Origin of the sequence: Novosphingobium mathurense, assembly GCF_900168325.1 — a bacterium.
GTDB lineage: Bacteria > Pseudomonadota > Alphaproteobacteria > Sphingomonadales > Sphingomonadaceae > Novosphingobium > Novosphingobium mathurense.
The window spans coordinates 933,643-951,472 of record NZ_FVZE01000001.1; the positions used below are offsets into that span (position 1 = coordinate 933,643).

The following is a 17,830-nucleotide window of genomic DNA, read 5'->3' on the forward strand; positions in this document are numbered from 1 at the left end:
ATCAGCTCCATTGGATATTCGCCTCCACTCAATGCGCCATCCCTCACGATGGTGCATGCACCGGATCCTGCGTCAGTCCGCGCCGGACCAGCATGGCCTGCGGATCGGGATCCCGTTCCCGAAATGCCCGGAAACTCACGGCAGCAGGCCGACTGGCCCCGCGCGAGAGGATTTCCTCCCGGAATTTCTCGGCAGTCGGCCGATCGATCAGGCCGGCTTCGGCAAATCGCTGGAAACCGTCGGCCGCAAGCACTTCGGCCCATAAGTAGCTGTAGTAGCCAGCAGCGTAGCCACCCGCGAAAATATGCGAGAAGGCATGTGGAAAGCGGTGCCAGCCCGGCGGATGTATCACCGCAACCTCGTCACGCACCGCCTCGATCACCTCCATCGGATCGGTGCCCAACGTACCCAGATGCAGCAAGAGATCGAACAGCGCGAATTCCACCTGTCGCACGATGAACATGCCCGAAAGGAACTGGCGCGCTGCCAGCAGCCTGTCGAACAGGGGATCGGGCAGCGAAGCACCCGTCCGGTAGTGCCCGGACATGCCGCGAAGGACCTGCCGATCCCAGGCGAAATCCTCCATCAACTGACTGGGCAATTCGATCGCGTCCCACTCGAAGCCGTTGGTGCCTGCGATGTCGGGACGGTCGACCCGGGTGAACAGGTGATGCAGGCAATGCCCCGTCTCGTGCAGGAATGTCACAACCTCCCGGTGGCTTAGCAGCGATGGATTGCCTTCGGCCCTGGGCGCGAAATTGCAGACGAGATAGGCGACCGGGACACGCCGCACATCGCCATCGTTCAGCCGCGGTCGCGCCTGCGCCATCCAGGCGCCGCTCCGCTTTCCGGGGCGGGAATGGAGATCGAGATAAACTCCGGCGAACACTTCGCCATCTTCGTCGGTCACATCGTAATAGCAGGCATCGGGATGATAGACGGCAAGGTCCCGTCGCTCGACCATGCGGATCCCGAACAGTCGGTCGAGCAGGTCCTGCCAGCCGGTAATGACATTTTCGACCGGGAAATAGGCGCGCACTTCCTGTTCGTCGACGGCATACCGCGATTTGCGGAGCCGCTCCGATACGAAGGCGACGTCCCACGGCTGCAGATCGCCGATTCCGAGGTGTTCGGCAGCATAGGCCGCAAGGGCAGCGAACTCCCGCTCTGCCGCGGGTTTCGCACGGCGCCCCAGATCGCGCAGGAAAGCCAGAACGTCCCCTGCCCCGGAAGCCATCTTCGTGGCCAGCGACCATGCAACCGGATCGGCAAAGCCCAGCAGAGCAGCCGCTTCGCGACGCAAAGCCAGGATGCCGGCGATCCGTTCGGAGTTGTCGAACTGACCGGCATGGGGGCCCCGGTCCGATGCCCGCGTTCCGGAAGCCGTATACACGCGCTCACGAAGGGCCCGGTCCTCGGCAAAGGACAGGATCGCATTCACGCTCGGCATCTGCAGCGTCACGACCCACCCTGCCTGGCCCCGCGCCCTGGCAGTCTCGGCGAACATCGCCTTGTCGGAGTCGGAGAGTCCGGCGAGCAGCGATTCATCCATGACATGCTCGAACCAGGCATCCGTCGCGTCGAGAACGGCATTGCCGAACGCCGTGGTCAGGCTGGACAGTTCCACTGAGATCGCGCCGAAACGTTCGCGCTTCTCGGGATCGAGGGCCACACCGGAAAGCCGGAAATCGCGGATCATATGTTCCACTGCGGTGCGATCGGCATCGGGCAATCCGGCGAATTCGCTCGTCCTCGAAAGCCCGACGAGTACCTCGTAGAGGGCCCCGTTCTGCATCATCTGCAGATGGTTCCGGACCAGCCGGGCCTGCCCGGCAGCAAAGGCGGCGCGAAGTTCGGGGCTGTCCGCCACGCCATGAAGATGCGAGACGACCGACCAGACACCCGCAATCGCGGTGCCTGCCCGCTCCAACGGCATCCACGCTTCGGCAAAGGTGACCGGCTCGTTCTCAACCAGGCTGCGCACGACCGCCTGATGGTCAGCGATCACCTGATCCAGCGCGGTCTCGATCTGATCGGGCCTGATTTCGGCGAAGCGCGGCAGGTCCAGCGTCTTCAGCAACGGGTTCATCGTCATCCAATCCGGGTTGGGGCGTTTCGCCTGCGGACCTTGTCAGTCCGCGTTCTCGCGGGGCAGAACGGCTTTGGGTGCCTGTTCGATAAGCTCGATGATCTTCCACCCGACAGTCCGGTAGTGGTCCCCGAGCTTCCCGAAATGTTCGAGCCGTTTCCGGAAGCCGCGCGCCAGTTCCGGGTCGTCGTGATCGAGCAGCGCCAGCACCCGGTCCAGACCTTCCAGTTCGGCCATGCGCCCATCGGCCTCCGCCTGCTCCCGGATCTTGAAGACGCGGCTTTCCTGCGCCTGCGTCCAACCGATGGTATCCATCATCTGCTGGATCTCCAGACGGCCACAGGCGCCGAGCGTATCGTGCAGCACGCTGCGCATCGTCGCGGGCCAGGCCGCGGCTTCGACGATCAGACTGGCCAGGTGCGGCAGCGCGTCATCGACAATAGCGTCGCTCGCGGCGACGGCGGCCATGCGTATCGCCTTCCATTCCTTGCGGTCGGGGACCTCGCCGCCGATCACGCGCTGGTGCAGCGCCAGCACTTCGCGCCTGCATCTTTCCACTTCGCCATATCGGCCCGTCAGAGCGACGACATCCGGACTCGCGAGGAGCGAGACCAGCACCTGCGGCACGATCCGGGAGAGATCGACCCCGACAGGGGTGCGCTCCAGCAGGGCGCCAACGAATTCCTCGGCATCCGGCAGGACCTTGAATGCGTTGACGATCATTTCCAACGCGGTCGCGAATGCGATGGGGTAACCGTACCGTTCGGCAAAGGCCTGCTTGTCGTCGGCTTCGACAAGCGCGCCGATGATATTGGCCTTGCCGTCCGCCCATGCGGGGAAGAACACAAAGGTCCCTGCCGCGATGTGGCTGCGCAGCCGGGCGAGTGCCTGCGCCTTGACCGCAGGATCGCCCAGAAATGCGACGTCGGCCATTACTGCCCCCCCACATTGGCTTCGACGAAGGCGTCCAGACGGCTACGGGAAATCGTGCCGACAGTGCGGGCCTTCTCTTCGCCATCCCTGACAACCATGAGCAGCGGAATCCCGCGCACGCCGAACCGCGCCGCCAGCGCCGGATTGGCCTCGATATCGACCTTCACGACTTCCATTTCTTCGGCGTATTCCTCGGCCAGCTCGTCCAGCGTCGGAGCCAGCGCCTTGCATGGCGCGCACCAGGGCGCCCAGAAATCGACGAGTACAGGCTTGTCGTTCTTCATGACGATGTCGTCGAAATCCTGCTCAGTAGCGTTACGCATGATCGCTGTTCCTTTTGGAAAAAATGAAGATGTGGAGGCCATCAACCGGCCTGTCCGCCGACCATCATACGGTCGATGCGGAGGGTCGGCTGGCCGACACTGACGCTGAGCGTCTGTCCCTGCTTGCCGCAGGTCGCCATGCCGGTGTCGAAAGCGAGGTCGTTGCCAACCATGGAGATATGACGGAGCGCCTCATTGCCAACGCCGATCAGGGTCGCCCCGCGCACAGGTGCGACGAGCTTGCCCTTTTCAACGAGCCAAGCCTCGATCGTCGTGAAGTTGAAGCGCCCGGTGACGATGTCGACCTGCCCGCCATCGAATTCGGTCGCGTAGATACCGCGATCGATCGAGGCAATGATATCGGCCGGATCGTCCTGCCCGTTTGCCAGAAACGTATTGGTCATGCGCGGCATCGGCAGATGCGCATAGGACTGGCGACGGCCATTTCCGGTCGAGCGGGCATTCATCAGACCGGCATTGACACGATCGTGCATCAAACCGGTCAGGACGCCATCCTCCACAAGGACCGTGCGATCCGGCGTGGTGCCCTCGTCATCCACACCGAGCGAACCGAGCCGTCCGGCGATCCCGCCATCGTCGATCACGGTGACGCCGGACGCTGCAATCCTTTCCCCGACTTTACCGTCGAAGGCGGAGAGATGCTTGCGATGATGGTCGCTTTCCAGTCCGTGCCCGACCGCTTCATGAAAGAGCACACCGGGATAGCCCGGCCCCAGAACCACCGGCATTTCGCCAACCGGCGCCGGGATTGCGTCGAGGTTGTTGATGGCCATGCGCACAGCGGTTGCGACCATGGTTTCAACCGAGACGGCATCGAAGCCGCGCTGACCCGCGCGTCTCCCCAGACCGGCCTGTCCGCGTGCGCGGTGCCCTTCCGCTTCGGCGACGACCATGACAGACAGGATCGTCATCGGTCGCACATCGCCGGCCATTTGTCCGTCGGCATTGGCGATCAGGACCGTCGTATCCTGCGCGCGAACGTTGGCGTCGATGCGCACGATCCGTGGGTCATGCTCACGCGCGAGTTGATCGATCCGCTCCAGCATGGCGATCCACGCGGTCGCATCCTCGACCGCAACAGCGTCGATGACGGGATAGAGGTCATGGCGTCCCCCGGCAGGAGTCAATGCGATCCCCTGCGGCTGGCGCGCGGTGTCGCCATCTCGCGCCAAGGACCGCACCGCACGAACCGTATCCTGTAGCGCACCCTCACGCATGTCGGCCGAATGGGCAAAGCTGACATGGCCGCCATGCGCTGCCCGCGCACCGACACCCTGCCGCATGGCAAAGCCACCGTTGGTGACGCGGCCACCCTCCAGCCTCCAGCTGCGCAAGCTCGTTGTCTCGAAGAACAGGTCGGCCAGATCCGCACCGCCCCCTGCCAGATGGCCCAGAGCCCGGCCGATGGCCGCCTCGTCCAGCCCCGCCGGGCCGAGCAACCGCGCGCGCGCGCGGTCGATCGCAATGTCGCCGCCGTTCATGCCGTGCCTCCCACCTGCATGTCATCGATCAGGATGGACCCGGTGCGGATCGCCCCCTGTCGTTCCACATCGAGGCCCACCGCGCGAATGCCGGTCAGCATCGCGGGCATATTGCTGGCCAGCGTCACATCGGTAACGGCATGGACCACACGGCCATCCTCGACCCACAGCCCCTTGATCGCCTGGGTCCAGTTGCCGCTGGCGGGATCGGTCTTGCCGCCCTGGAACTCGGTCACGACCAGACCTGTGCCCAGCATCTCCAGCATTGCCTGCCAGTCACCGCTTGCAGCCGAACTGGTCAGGCGCAGATTGTAGAAGCCATCGGCATTGCCGGTCGATGGCATACCCAGCTTGCGCCCGGAAAAAGTCGACAGGAACAGCCCTTCGACAGCGCCCTGGCGCAGGATCGCGCGCGACGACCCGGCGATCCCCTCACTGTCGAAGCCGCCGCTGGCCAGTCCGAGCGGTTCGAACGGATCTTCGCTGAGATCGAGATGCGAGGCCGAAACGCAGCGGCCGACCGGATCGGGAAGGAAGCTCATCCGGCGATACTGGGCATGACCGGTCAAGGCGCCGGCCAGCTCGCCGACCAGCTTTGCGGCCGTGAAGGGATCGAACAGTACCGGGCATCGCCGACTGCCGATCGTACGCGCACCGAGCGCCTGGCGCGCGCGATCAGCCGCCCGCCCAACAAGGACGTCAGGTGGAATCAGCGCATCCACGCGCCGTTCCTGCGATTGGCAGAAGGCTGAAGTGCTGCCCCCTTCATCATGCGCGAGCATGACCGACCAGCGCGCATCGTTGGAGCGCTGCACACTCCGGCAAAAGCCATCGCTGGTGGCCAGAGCCCAAAGCCCTTCGGTGGCCACCGCAACACACTCCCCTGCCCGCAGCCGATTGTCACAAGCCGCAATTTCATTCGCCGCCCGGTCCAGGACCTGCGCCGCGTCCAGCAGCATGTCGGGGCTGCGCGGACTGTCGGCATAAAGTTCAGGTGCGGGCCCGGTATGGGCCAGCCGGTCCGACGCCGGCAGGTCGGCATCGACATCGGGCTGGACATGTTGCGCGATCAGCATCGCCTCTTCGACCACGCGCTCGATCGCAGCCCTGTCGAACCCTGCCGTCGATGCCGAACCCTGCCGGCTATCGTGGAATACCGTGATGCCCAGTCCCTGACTGCCGCTGCGCTCGGCCGTTTCGACCTCGCCATTACGCACCGCGATCTTGGCAATGCCTTCATGATGGACAGACGCGCGCGCCTTGGCGCCGCGCCGGGCCGCAAGGTCAACCGCCAGTGACGCAGCATCGCGCAAGTCCGCCTCGCTCTGGGTCAGCAATTCACTCATGCCTTCTTCTCGATCTTCGATTTGATGGCGCGGCGATCCTGCATCAGCAGACGATGCGTGTGATAGGCAGCCAGCTTCTCGTTATGGACGACGCTGACGATGGTGCTCCCGGGCATCGCCGCCCGCACCGTCTCGTAGAAATGCGCGGCATTGTCCGCATCGAGCGCGCTCGTCGCTTCGTCCAGCACAAGCAGCGTCGGGCGTTGCAGCAGGATACGGGCCAGCGCCACGCGCTGCTGTTCACCGGGCGACAGTTCATCCTGCCACACGCGCAACTCGTGCATTTCCGCGACATGGGTGCCCAGCCGAACCTTCTCCAGCAACGCTGCGACCGTGGCATCGTCATGTTCCTCGGCACGGTCGGGAAAACAGACCGCGTCCTTCAGGGACCCGAGGGGCAAGTAGAGGCGCTGCGGCACCAACATGGCGGTACCGTGCCGCGTCATCGCGACCGAACCGGCACCATCGGGCCACAAGCCGGCAATGGCCCGCAGCAGCGTGGTCTTTCCCGCTCCGGAAGATCCCTCGATGACCCAGCGCTCTCCGTCACGGACCTTCCACTCCTCCAGCGAGAGCAGCGGCTGACCGTTCGGGCGACGCAATTCGAGGTTCTCGACATCGATCGCAATGCCTTCGCCCGCTTCTCCGGGGCGGAAAGCAATGCCGCGCGGCCTCTCATGGTCGATCGAATCGTCAAGCGCCTTGAGGCGGTTGATATTCGCAATCTGCTGGGCAAGGCCCGGATACACCTGGACAAAGTAGGACAAGGACGAACTGAACTGCGTAAAGGCATCGCGCGATGCCATGACCTGGCCGAAGCTGATCTGACCGGCGAAAAACTTGGGCACCGTCAGGAACAGCGGGATAACTCCCATGACCCGCTCGTAAATGCTGCTGCCCGCGCTCAGACCGATGTTCGCCCACATGAGCCGGTACCAGTTCCGCCGGATGTTGGCGAAGGACCCCTTGAGCCCTGCCCGCTCCATGTCCTGGGTCCGGGAAAAGGCGATCTGTTCCCCGTTTCTTCGGACATGGATGAGATTGGTGCGGAAATCGGCCTCGTAATGCTGCTCACGCATCCGGCGGCGGATAAATGGCTTGCCGATCCAGGTGATGACGACCGACCCGAAGAGCACATAGAAGATCGCAAACCAGATCAGATCACCGCCCGGAAGCGAGACCCGATAGCCAGCGACGGGTATCACCAATGGTCCCGACGTCTGGAGAAGAATGTAGCCGAAGCTGACGGCACTGATCAGGCTTCCGACAAGGCCGACCGCAATACCGACCAGGGAATTGCCCTGCGTAACGAGCGTGAAGTTCTTGATGTCCTCGGCGATACGCTGATCGGGATTGTCGATTAAGCGGAGGCGCTCGATCTCATAGAAACGGTCCCGAGCGAACCAGCGATCCATGTACCAGTTGGTAAGCCAGTTCCGCCACCGGATCGATAACGTCCAGGACACCAGATTGTTCGCCAGAACGACACCGACCTGCAGCGCCGCAATCATCAGGAACGTCATGATCAGCGTAACGAACAGGCTGGATTGCCGCTGTTCGATCGAGTCGAAGAACTCGCGCTGCCAGTGGTTCGACAGGATGAAGGTATAGACCCCGCCGAACGAAATCGCACAGTAGGCGATCAGCAGGGCCCACGCCACCTTCCAATCCTCAGACACGAAGTATCGCGTCGTCAGCCGCCATGCATGTGCGAAGCGCTCGCGGGCGGGTTGGTTCGGCTGGAGGCCCGCTTCGCGGCGGGCCTCCTCGACATCGGCAGACGGCGGCATCATGACTGGCGCAACCTATCAGAACAGGCGCTTGGTGACAGTCAGGCGCACGTTACGCGGTTCGTCGACCGGGACGTAGGTGAACGCAGACGTCGTGTTGTAGTTGCGCCGATCGAAGATGTTGCGGATGCCCAGGTTGATGTCGAATCCAGCCACCGTCAGGAAGCCGTTGACGTCGATCTGGCGGGCCGCGGGAACCTGATACCGGCCCAGAACATCGGCGTAGGAACTGGATCGCCCGTAAAGACCCACGGACATGCCACCGCTAACCGCGTCGGAAATACGGGTCCGATAGTTGGAATAGATGCTGTAGGTATCCCGTGGCTGGCGCGCGACGGTAGTTTGCGAGGCCGACTTGGTCAGCAACGAATACTTGGTCCGGGTGTAGGAGCCGAGCACCGTCCAACCGGGCAACAGCTGGCCTGAGATGTTGAGGTCAATACCGCGGCCGCGCTGTCCCGGACCGGACGTCAAGCCACCCAGGGTCGGGTTGAAGACGATGGTGTTGTCCTGCTGGATATCGAAGTAGGACGCGTTGATCGTCGCCCGCTCGCCGAACAGGTCAAGCTTGAGACCGGCTTCCTTGTTGGTCGTCCTGATGTTGGGCAGGATCACACCGCCGACGCCAGTCGTGAAGACCGCCTGCTCACCGCGGGAATACGTGGCAAAGAACGAAAGTTGCTTCGTCGCGTCGAAGACGATCCCGGTGTTGGGCGTCACGCCGCTCTTGTTGTTGGTGACCGGCGGTGGCGCGCCGGGGAACAACAGCGTAGTCGTGGATTCGAACCAGTTCTTGCGCAGGCCGCCCAGCAGCTTGACCTTCCAGAATTCCAGCAAAGCCTGGCCATAAACGCCCTCCTGTTTGCCCGCGGCGCGCAGCAGCGGAGCACCCAGGGGCGGGAAAGGCTGCACGGGAAGAGTCGTATTTTCGCCGAGCGGCGGATTGGGAATGCGGGTAAAGGTCGTGCCGCTGCGCTGCACGGTGTCTCCCCGGCTGTAGTTGTATCCCACGTTCAAGCGCAGCTTCAGAAAGTCGCTGACATTAGTCTTGATGCGCACGAAGCCGTCGATGGCATCGGAGCTTCCCTTCTGCTGCGAACCGCTGATGTCCACGACCAGATCGCCCTGACGGCTGTAGCCGACCTGAGGGACTGCCAGCCTCAGCGTGGTGTTGTCGTGCATCCCGCGAACGACCACGTCGATCCCCGGCACAAGCTCGCGTGTCGCATCGAAATAGAAGCGGTTGGTCTGCACGCGGATAGTCGCATCCGGCGAGTAGATCGGAACCGACGGGTCCCGCTCGATGAGCTGGAATGTCTTGTTGTCGAAGAGCGTATAGGCGGTGATCCCGGTGATCGCCTTCGACAGGCTGGCACCGATCACGATATCGGTACGGCTGTCCTTGAAGCGCAGCGACGGCGCGTAGAGGTAGTCCTCGTTGCCGGTATAGCCGCCGTAGTTGTGGTCCATCGTCTGTGCGCTGGCGATGATGCGGCCCGAGAGCTTCTTGTCGGCGGTGATCGCACTGTTGGCGTCAATCACGCCGCGCACCAGACCGAAGGAGCCCGTCTCGGCCGTGACGGCCAGCCGCGTCTCCGCGCTCGGCTTCTTGGTCACCACGTTGACGTTGCCGCCCAGATTGTCAAAACCGGACAGCAGCGCATCGGGGCCCTTCAATACCTCGACGCGCTCGATATTGGCGACAGGCTGGTTCGCACCGGATTGCACGCCATATTGCGATCCGCCTGACAGGCCGTTGACAAGACCGGAGGCATTGAACCCGCGAACGCTGTAGCTGGCGCCGGTGTTGGGATTGTTCACCTGCACCGAGACACCGCCTGCGTTGCGCAGGATGTCCGAGACGTCGAGCGCCTGCTGCTGCTCGATCAGCTTGGAGGAAATCACCTGCGTGTTGCGCGGCTGATCCCGCAGCCCCAGGCCGTTACGATCGGAGGTGGATGCCTGCCGGACAAGAATGCTGGTCTCAGCCTCGTCCCGCCTTGCGAATACGACGATACCGCCGATGATGTCGAAGCCACCGTTCGGGGATTGGCTGATCACAAGATTCGTACCGGCGATCGCTTCCTGAAGGGCCTGCCGCGCGGACGTGGCCCCGCGAACCGGCCGGGAGGTCAGCTGCTTGATCGCATCGGGATCGAAGCTGACCTCTGCGCCCGATTGAGCGCCGATTTGCTCAAGCGCCGTGGCCATCGGCATGGCAGGAACGTTGATATCGACGTTTCGCTCGGTCTGTGCGGAAACGGGAGACGGTGCGGTCACGCCGAGGACGGCGATGACACCAAGGCTTGCGGCCCCCAGAAAACAATGTGCGTTGGCAGTTAGTTTCAACATACAACCCCCAGTACTCAAGGTCGCGCACCTTCCCCAACGCGCAACCGAAGCCGCACGCCCGAACGAACGAAACCCTGAAGTCAAAACGGATACGCCTTGTGGCGCGAAGATGCGGTTGCTTTCCAAAAAGCCATCACAACCGCAGCCGTTCTCCTGCTGACGGGCTTCCATGTCTTGGCGCAGGATGCGCCCGCAGGATTTTCCCGTCGGACCGGAAGTTATGCGGCACATTCATGACACGCAAATTCGAACTGTTCATGGAAACCATGAGCGAAATCGATGCCGATGACCAAGCCTATGGAATGGTCTGAACAAGCGAGCGATCCGCCTGTTCCTTGATCCGCTTGACGAACCAGGCCAGCATCGGATCGCGCCGGCGATGGCTTGCCCACTGCGCAACGAACATGGTCTGCTTCGTCGGGAACGGAGCGCCGATCACCCTTAGCGGCATGATCGAGGCATAGAACTGAAACAGCCAGACGCTACCCGTCGCCACCAGATCGCTACCGATCACGATGGCCGGGAGTGTTGCCTGCGATGTCGTTCGCACCCCTATCTGGCGGGCTTTCAACAACCGGTTGCCCCGTTCATCGACGGCAAGCAGGGAAGTCGCCTCGCCGCGCGTCACGACATGGCGCGCGGCCAGATATTGCTCTTCGCTGATCTCGTAGCCGCTGCCCAACTCAGGGTGCCCGTCCCAGACCATGCACGATGCATGGTCGTTCAGGATCGCCAGCGTCTCCAGCCGATCTATGGCCGCCTCTTCCGGCAGCAACAGGAGATCGGCTCCCTCGTCCAGCGAACGCTCGGGGTCCGCCATATCGACGGGAACCATACTGACCGCCAAGCCGGGGGCATCGGTGGACAGCCCCCGCAGAACAGGCCCCATCAGCATCTGCTCGATCGCCTCCGGAGCTGCGACGGTGATCGTCTGCCTGGCCGCCAGGGGATCGAAATCGAGCGCGTAATTGAACGTGCCCTCAACCTCCCGCATCACCCGCCGGACCTCGGTACGCAGCGCCATGCCCAGCGGCGTCAGATGCTGTTCCCCTCCCGAATGCGCAACCAGGTCATCGCCGAAATGATCGCGCAGCCGACGCAGCGCATGACTCATCGCCGATTGGCTCAGCAACACCCGGCGTCCGGCTTCGGTCAAGGTCGGGGCGTGCAGGATCGCATCGAGCGGATAGAGCAGATTGAGGTTGAGGCGATGCATCGGCCGTTCGCCGGCATTGTTCTTCGTCTCCATCGATCGCTCGGAGCTCATCAAGTCACGCCCTTCCGTAATCGCCAAGTCAGCCAGCCACCGCAGAACCGCCCATCCCGATGCCGATGCCGATGCCGTTGGCTACGGTAAGGAAGCAAGCGAAGATGACAACCTAATCCAGACCCGTCAGCGCGAGCATGGCGAAGCTCGCCAGCCAATGCTCTCCCATATAGTCGCCGGCGACCTCGTCCAGAGCGACGGCAAGGTGCTCACGGGCACTGGCTTCGAGCACATCCCGCACATGACCGCCGGTGGTCCTGGCGAGTTCCCGCATGGCCCAGGCACGCGTGAGATTGAGCCCGTCCAGGTGGGCGATCCTGCCATCGCTGCGATCGCTCACGCGGGCGGGCGTCAGCAGTGTCTCCGGCGTGCCGGATGCCAGCACCGGCAGAAACCCGGAGAACCAGGACGCAAATGCATCGGGTGGCAGCAGTCGCTGCATCGCCAACGCTTCCATCAGGGTCGGCGACAGGAAATCTTCACCGCCGGGTTCCCAAGCCTGCGCCGCCCGATCAGCCCCAAACCACTGGTTTGCGCGTTCCGCCATCAAAGTCTGCATTCGCCCATCGCCGCAGACCCGCGCATAGCGGTCGGCAAGTATCAACGCGAAGGCGGTGTTGGCATGGGTTCCGGCACGGACCGGGTAGCTCAGCATTGGCAGATGAACGCGCCACAATTGTGCGAATGCGTCGCAAAGCGGGCGAAGCGTCGTCGCGTGCGGACTGCCAGCAATCTCCAGTTCGCTCTGCAGCATCATCAGCCAGGCCCAGCCATAGGGTCGCTCGAACGTGCGCGCCCCCGGACGATCAAGATAGGCGCGCTCGCGCTCGACCTTGTCGGCCGTGAAGGCGTTCGCGAACAGCGCAGCGATTGCCGCCACCTCTTCGATATCCGGGTATAGACGCTGGATGCGGGCAAGAAGCCAGTAGCCGTGGACACAGCTGTGCCAATCGAAACTGCCGAAAAAGATCGGATGGATCTCACGTGGAAGGTATGCGTCGGTATCGCCGGCCATGATATGGTCCGGCTTGTGCGGATATTCCCTCGTGACATGACCGAGTGCAATGCGGGCGAAGGTTGCGGCGCGTGCAGGCGTCATCGAAATCCTCTCAAGCGCGTAAAGCAGGGGGAAGCGGGCAATCGAATCCCGAGCCTTTGCGGCGGTAATACTGCGAGCGACTTGCGCTACAAAAAACCCGCGGAAAACCGCGGGTCTTAAATGGTGCGCCCGACAGGATTCGAACCTGTGGCCCCCAGATTAGGAATCTGGTGCTCTATCCTGCTGAGCTACGGGCGCACTCGGGGCCGGGTCCTAGCTTGGGTTTTTCGGGTTGGCAATCTGTTGCGGTCAGTTTGCCTGTTCCGGCGGCGTCACCGGGAATGGCAGGGGCATCACGGCGATACCCTCTTCCAGCAGTTCCTGCGCTTCGGACGCGCTGGTCTGGCCGTGGATCGCTTCGGCTTCGCGCTCTCCATAATGCATCGCGCGCGCGTCTTCGGCGAAATTCTTGCCGACATAGCGCGAGGACTTCAGGGCCTCGACCTGCATCTGCGCAAGCTTGCGGATCACTTCGACGGCTTCCGCCGGAATCGGCGCGCTGGCCACCGGGGCTGTGGGCACTTCCGCGGGCCTGGAGGGCTGCTGCGGGCGGGACGGTGCTTCGACCATCTGGTTGCCCTTGCGCGAAAGACGCGGGGCCTGGATGGCCTTGCCGACTTCGGCAGATCCGCAGTGAGGACAGGACACCAGGCCCCTCTCCTGCTGACGCGCGAAATCCTCCGAAGACTTGAACCAGCCCTCGAACCGATGCTGCCCGGCACGGCATTCAAGATCATAGACGATCATGGTCAATTCTATTTGGCTATTGTCCGCCGATTGGCAAGACTCGGTAATTGCGCCCGAATTTCCGCGATACGGGCAGGATCGATTTCGGCAAAGCCCAGACCGGCCTTTTCACCGCCCATGTCGAGGATGATCTCTCCCCATGGATCGATTGCCAGCGAGTGGCCGTAGGTCTCGCGTCCGTCCTCATGCCTGCCGACCTGGGCTGCGGACAGGACATAGGCGCTTGCCTCCACCGCGCGGGCGCGCTGCAGAAGATGCCAGTGCGCCTTCCCGGTCGGGACGGTGAAGGCCGCCGGAATGGCGATCACGTCGCAGCGAGCCCGGCCGAGCGCCTCGAAAAGCGCGGGGAAGCGCACGTCGTAGCAGATCGACAGGCCCAGCCTGCCCAGCGGCGTTTCCACCGTCACGACTTCGTCGCCCGCAGCATAGGCATTGGATTCGCGCCAGGATTCGCCCGTTGCCAGATCGACGTCGAACATGTGGATCTTGTCGTAGCGGGCGCGGATCTCGCCGCTCTCGTCGATCACGAAGGCCCGGTTGGCCCAGCGCCCGTCCTCACGCACGATGGCGAGAGAGCCGAGATGGACCCAGATCCCCTCGCGCGCGGCGGCTTCGCGAACCGCTGCAAGCACGCGATCCTCGGCCTCGCTGCGGATGACCTGGGAAGCGCGCGGACGCTGGCGGTCGAGCAGGCCCGACATCTCCGGCGTGAACAGCATCGCCGCCCCGCCCTGCTTCGCTTGCGAAACGGCGGATACGATCGCCTCGGCATTGGCCGCGGGATCGATGCCGGTGGTCATCTGGAACAGGGCAGCGCGGGTCATGGTCTTGCTAGCGTGCTGTCAGAGCCCGAGGATCGGATCGAGCTTGCCCTGGCGATCGAGGGCATTGATGTCGTCGAACCCGCCATAGGGCGTGCCGGCGACGAGGACCTGCGGCACGGTGCGGGCACCGGGAACGCGCTCCACCATCTCGTCGCGTTTGGGGCCGCCCATGGTGATATCGTATTCCTCATAGGAAACGCCCTTGCCGTCGAGCAGCGACTTGGCCGCAACGCAATAGGGACAGCCCCACTTGGTGTAGATCTCGACCTTGGGTTTGCTCATGGACAATTGCTCCTCGAAACTGTGCTGGCGGTCACTTGAAAGTGGGCGCCGGTATCATATCTAATGGGACGAGTCATGGCCCACGGTGGGGATGGCTCGAAGCCAGGGCGCCGGATTTCACGGGCCCGAACAATACGAAGATTGCTCATTGGAGGATTTTTGTCATGAACCGTATCGACTTTTCGCCCTATCGCCGCAGCATGGTTGGTTTCGATCGCCTTTTCGACATGATCGAGAACCAGAACCGTCCGAACGCCGGCGACAAGTATCCCCCGTTCAACATCGAACGCCGCGGCCAGGATGCCTATCGCATCACGCTTGCCGTTGCCGGCTTCAAGCCTGCCGACATCGATATTACCGCCCAGGCCAACCTCCTGACCGTCAAGGGCCACAAGCCCGATGACGGCGTCGAGGGCGAATATCTGCACGTCGGCATCGCACAGCGCGGGTTTGAGCGCCGCTTCGAGCTTGCCGACTATGTCCGCGTAGACAGCGCCGACCTTGCGGACGGCCTGCTGGTGATCGACCTCGTGCGCGAAGTGCCCGAGGCGATGAAGCCCAAGAAGATCGCGATTGGCGGCAACACGCTCACGGTTGTCGACAATGCATCCGACGAAGGCACCGAAGCGGCCTGATCACTGCCGTTCGAGGAACAGATGTCTGGGGGCGGCCTGGGATACCGGGCCGCCCTTTTTGCGTCGATAAAGCCCAGTTAGTGCAGCCGACTGCAATAGTGGCAACCTCGACTTAACTACGGCACGAAGTAACATTGCAAGATTGTTTAAGCGCTTTGAAACAAAGGGATAAGGGCACGCACACGAGGTCATCTTAAAGCGCATCAAAGACTTATCCTCTAGATGGTCTCCCCAGTGGAAAACGTGGGGGGACCTTCAGAGCAATGAATCGATTGCGGATAAGTCACCGTCTCCTGCTCGCCTTCGGCTTGCTGCTGGCGATCATGGGCACAATGGGAGCCTTCGCGCTCAAGCAGATCGGCGAGGTCAATGCCCTCACCGAAGAACTGAACGGCAATTCCCTGCCTGCCTCACAGGCTTTGGGCGACCTGCATGCTTATGTCTCGCAGTATCGCATCCATCAGGCAGACACCGTCAAGGCCGCCGGCACGGCCGCATGGGACCGGCAGGTCAAGGTCCTGCGCAACTCCGGCGCGGTGATCGACGAGGTCCTGGCGGACTATGCAAAGCACGTGAAGCGTCCCGAAACGCTGCAGGCCCTCAAGGGCGTACGCGAAAGCTGGCAGTCCTATGTCCAGCAGAACGAGGCGATGCTGAACCTGGCGCAAAGCGACAAGGCAGGTGCCCTCGACATGTTCGACGGTGAAGGGCTCGACAGCTTCTATGCGATCGAAGACCAGCTGCTGAACCTGATCGAACTGAACAGCTCGACCGCAAAGGCCGCAGCCGAGGAAGGCCAGGCGATCTATGCCAATGCCCGCCACGTCATGTTTGTGGCCGCGATCGCCGGCGTCCTCTCGGCCATCGCCCTCATGCTCTACCTCATGCGATCCATCGCTCGACCGGTAAAGCAGCTTTCCGAATCGGTGCGCAGCCTGATCGATGGCGACATCGACGTCGTGATCCCGGGCAGCAAGCGCGGCGACGAACTGGGCAGCCTTGCCCGCGCGCTGGAGAACTTCCAGCAGCTCGTCGCAACCGATCAGCAGCGCGCGCACGAAGAGCAGGAACGCGCCCGCGAGTTGCAGCACACGATCGATGCCATCGGCAACGGCCTTGCCGAGCTGGCAAAGGGCAATCTGGTCCACCGGGTTCCCGAAGCACGCGGCTCGCTGGCGCAGCTTCATGAGCATTTCAACGTCGCCGTCTCGCGACTGGGCGATACGATGGGCCGCATTATCGACGGGTGCCAGTCCATCAGGATCGGCACGAACGAGATCGCGACGGCCACCTCGGACCTTGCCGAACGCACCGAGAAGCAGGCAAGTTCGCTCGCCGATACCTCGCGCACGCTCAACGAGTTCACCAGCGTTGTGCATGTCACGGCGGAGAATGCACGCCAGACCAGTTCGCGCCTCGGCGTCGCCCGAGAGACTGCCGACCGCGTGGAAGGCATTGCGCACCAGGCCGTGGACGCCATGCGCAGCATCGAGACGACCTCTCGCCAGATGTCCGAAATCATCGGCACGATCGACGGGATCGCCTTCCAGACCAACCTGCTTGCGCTCAATGCCGGGGTCGAGGCGGCGCGTGCCGGCGAGGCCGGCAAGGGCTTTGCCGTGGTCGCCACCGAAGTGCGCGCCCTTGCCCAGCGCTCCGCGGATGCCGCCAAGGACATCCGGACCCTGATCGACCGCAGCAGCCGTCAGGTCGGCGACGGCGTTGCCCTCGTGGAGAGCAGCGGCGAGGCCCTGCGCCAGATCGTCGGCGAAGTGGTCACCGTCTCCAACCTCGTCGACGAGATCGCCGGGGCCGCCGAAAAGCAGGCCGATGGCATATCGGAAATCTCGACGATGGTCGCAGGCATGGACAGCTTCACCCAGCAGAACGCCGCGATGGTCGAGGAAAGCTCTGCGGGCAGCCGCAACCTGTCAGAAGAAACGCAGCTGCTGATGGCGCAGATGGCCGCCTTCCGGATCAAGGAAAGCCGGAGCGTCAATGACAATGCCGGCAACGCTTCCAGGAACGGCAATGACTTGAGCCATCAACCCGTCGCCGCTGCGCCTGCACGGCCCGTTCCCGCCGCTGCACCGGCCTTCGTCGGCAACGCCGCGCTCGACATGGATGACTGGTCGGACTTCTGAAATTCGAAACCTGAAGAAACGGATGGCCTGCCGGTGGGGCTCGTCATCCCGATAACAATGGAGTGAGTGCATGAAGAATATCGTTCTCAAAGCCGCTGCGGTCGCTTCGGTTCTTGCCATGACGGCGGTTCCCGCCCTGGCCGACGACTGGCTCAACACGGTAAAGCGCACCGTCGCTTCCAAGCAGACCTATCCGCGCACGGCGCAGATGCGCGGCGAGGAAGGCACGGCCAAGGTCAAGGTCTACGTCTCGGCATCGGGCAAGGTTGAGCGCACCGAACTGGTGGCGACTTCGGGCTCGAACACGCTCGACCGTGAGGCCGAAGCCGTCTTCGCGCGCATGGGCAACCTCCCCGCGCCGCCGGCCGGCACCAGCTCGGTCGTGCTCCCGCTGACCTGGAAGCTGCTCTGATCCGGTCGACTCGATTTCGAGAAGGCACATCGCCACAAACGAGAAGGACCGGCCTTTCGGCCGGTCCTTTTTCATTGTCCGATGA

General features: G+C 63.0%; 15 protein-coding genes and 1 tRNA gene. 3 read left to right on the forward strand and 13 right to left on the reverse strand.

Annotated features, from left to right (window positions below):
- Nucleotides 1-43: 43 nt before the first annotated feature.
- From B5483_RS04435 to grxC, 13 genes are all read right to left on the reverse strand, one after another.
- Nucleotides 44-2,095 (reverse strand): M3 family metallopeptidase, encoded by a 2,052-nt coding sequence (locus B5483_RS04435; RefSeq protein ID WP_079729577.1) that lies wholly within the window; start codon nucleotides 2,093-2,095, stop codon nucleotides 44-46.
- Nucleotides 2,096-2,131: 36 nt separating this feature from the next.
- Nucleotides 2,132-3,022, reverse strand: coding sequence for a hypothetical protein (locus tag B5483_RS04440; RefSeq protein ID WP_079729578.1), 891 nt, complete (start codon nucleotides 3,020-3,022; stop codon nucleotides 2,132-2,134).
- On the reverse strand, nucleotides 3,022-3,345 hold the full coding sequence (gene trxA, locus B5483_RS04445; protein ID WP_079729579.1) for a thioredoxin: 324 nt from the start codon (nucleotides 3,343-3,345) through the stop codon (nucleotides 3,022-3,024). The genes B5483_RS04440 and trxA overlap by 1 nt, the downstream gene beginning before the upstream one ends.
- Before the next feature lie 41 nt (nucleotides 3,346-3,386).
- Entirely contained in the window at nucleotides 3,387-4,847 is a 1,461-nt protein-coding gene (locus B5483_RS04450; RefSeq protein WP_079729580.1) for a TldD/PmbA family protein, read from the reverse strand.
- The gene (locus tag B5483_RS04455) at nucleotides 4,844-6,193 is read right to left on the reverse strand and encodes a TldD/PmbA family protein (protein WP_079729581.1); all 1,350 of its coding nucleotides are present in this window, start codon (nucleotides 6,191-6,193) and stop codon (nucleotides 4,844-4,846) included. The genes B5483_RS04450 and B5483_RS04455 overlap by 4 nt, the downstream gene beginning before the upstream one ends.
- Nucleotides 6,190-7,986 carry an ABC transporter ATP-binding protein/permease gene (locus B5483_RS04460; protein WP_245828815.1) on the reverse strand — a complete coding sequence of 599 codons (1,797 nt, stop codon included), beginning with the start codon at nucleotides 7,984-7,986 and terminating at the stop codon, nucleotides 6,190-6,192. Before B5483_RS04460 ends, B5483_RS04455 begins: the two co-directional genes overlap by 4 nt.
- Before the next feature lie 15 nt (nucleotides 7,987-8,001).
- On the reverse strand, nucleotides 8,002-10,263 hold the full coding sequence (locus B5483_RS04465) for a TonB-dependent siderophore receptor (RefSeq protein ID WP_176167946.1): 2,262 nt from the start codon (nucleotides 10,261-10,263) through the stop codon (nucleotides 8,002-8,004).
- A gap of 367 nt (nucleotides 10,264-10,630) precedes the next feature.
- Entirely contained in the window at nucleotides 10,631-11,602 is a 972-nt protein-coding gene (locus tag B5483_RS04470) for a LysR family transcriptional regulator (protein WP_054944425.1), read from the reverse strand.
- Between the two features lie 112 nt (nucleotides 11,603-11,714).
- Nucleotides 11,715-12,701, reverse strand: a complete 987-nt coding sequence (locus tag B5483_RS04475; protein ID WP_217698190.1) for a DUF2891 domain-containing protein — start codon at nucleotides 12,699-12,701, stop codon at nucleotides 11,715-11,717.
- A 121-nt stretch (nucleotides 12,702-12,822) separates the two neighbouring features.
- Nucleotides 12,823-12,899, reverse strand: a tRNA-Arg gene (locus tag B5483_RS04480).
- A gap of 51 nt (nucleotides 12,900-12,950) precedes the next feature.
- Nucleotides 12,951-13,448, reverse strand: a complete 498-nt coding sequence (locus B5483_RS04485; protein WP_079729877.1) for a DUF1178 family protein — start codon at nucleotides 13,446-13,448, stop codon at nucleotides 12,951-12,953.
- Between the two features lie 8 nt (nucleotides 13,449-13,456).
- Nucleotides 13,457-14,272 carry a carbon-nitrogen hydrolase family protein gene (locus tag B5483_RS04490; RefSeq protein WP_079729584.1) on the reverse strand — a complete coding sequence of 272 codons (816 nt, stop codon included), beginning with the start codon at nucleotides 14,270-14,272 and terminating at the stop codon, nucleotides 13,457-13,459.
- 18 nt (nucleotides 14,273-14,290) lie between these two features.
- A complete protein-coding gene (gene grxC, locus B5483_RS04495) occupies nucleotides 14,291-14,554 on the reverse strand; it encodes a glutaredoxin 3 (protein ID WP_054948119.1) in 264 nt (87 codons plus the stop codon).
- Between the two features lie 164 nt (nucleotides 14,555-14,718).
- Here grxC and B5483_RS04500 point away from each other — a divergent pair, with 164 nt between their 5' ends.
- The 3 genes from B5483_RS04500 to B5483_RS04510 all read left to right on the forward strand — a co-directional run bounded on the left by B5483_RS04500 (nucleotide 14,719) and on the right by B5483_RS04510 (nucleotide 17,745).
- Nucleotides 14,719-15,189, forward strand: a complete 471-nt coding sequence (locus B5483_RS04500; protein ID WP_054948118.1) for an Hsp20 family protein — start codon at nucleotides 14,719-14,721, stop codon at nucleotides 15,187-15,189.
- A gap of 263 nt (nucleotides 15,190-15,452) precedes the next feature.
- Nucleotides 15,453-17,333: a methyl-accepting chemotaxis protein gene (locus B5483_RS04505; protein WP_079729585.1), complete on the forward strand. Its 1,881-nt coding sequence runs from the start codon at nucleotides 15,453-15,455 to the stop codon at nucleotides 17,331-17,333.
- A gap of 70 nt (nucleotides 17,334-17,403) precedes the next feature.
- Nucleotides 17,404-17,745: an energy transducer TonB gene (locus tag B5483_RS04510; protein WP_054948116.1), complete on the forward strand. Its 342-nt coding sequence runs from the start codon at nucleotides 17,404-17,406 to the stop codon at nucleotides 17,743-17,745.
- Nucleotides 17,746-17,830: the final 85 nt, after the last annotated feature.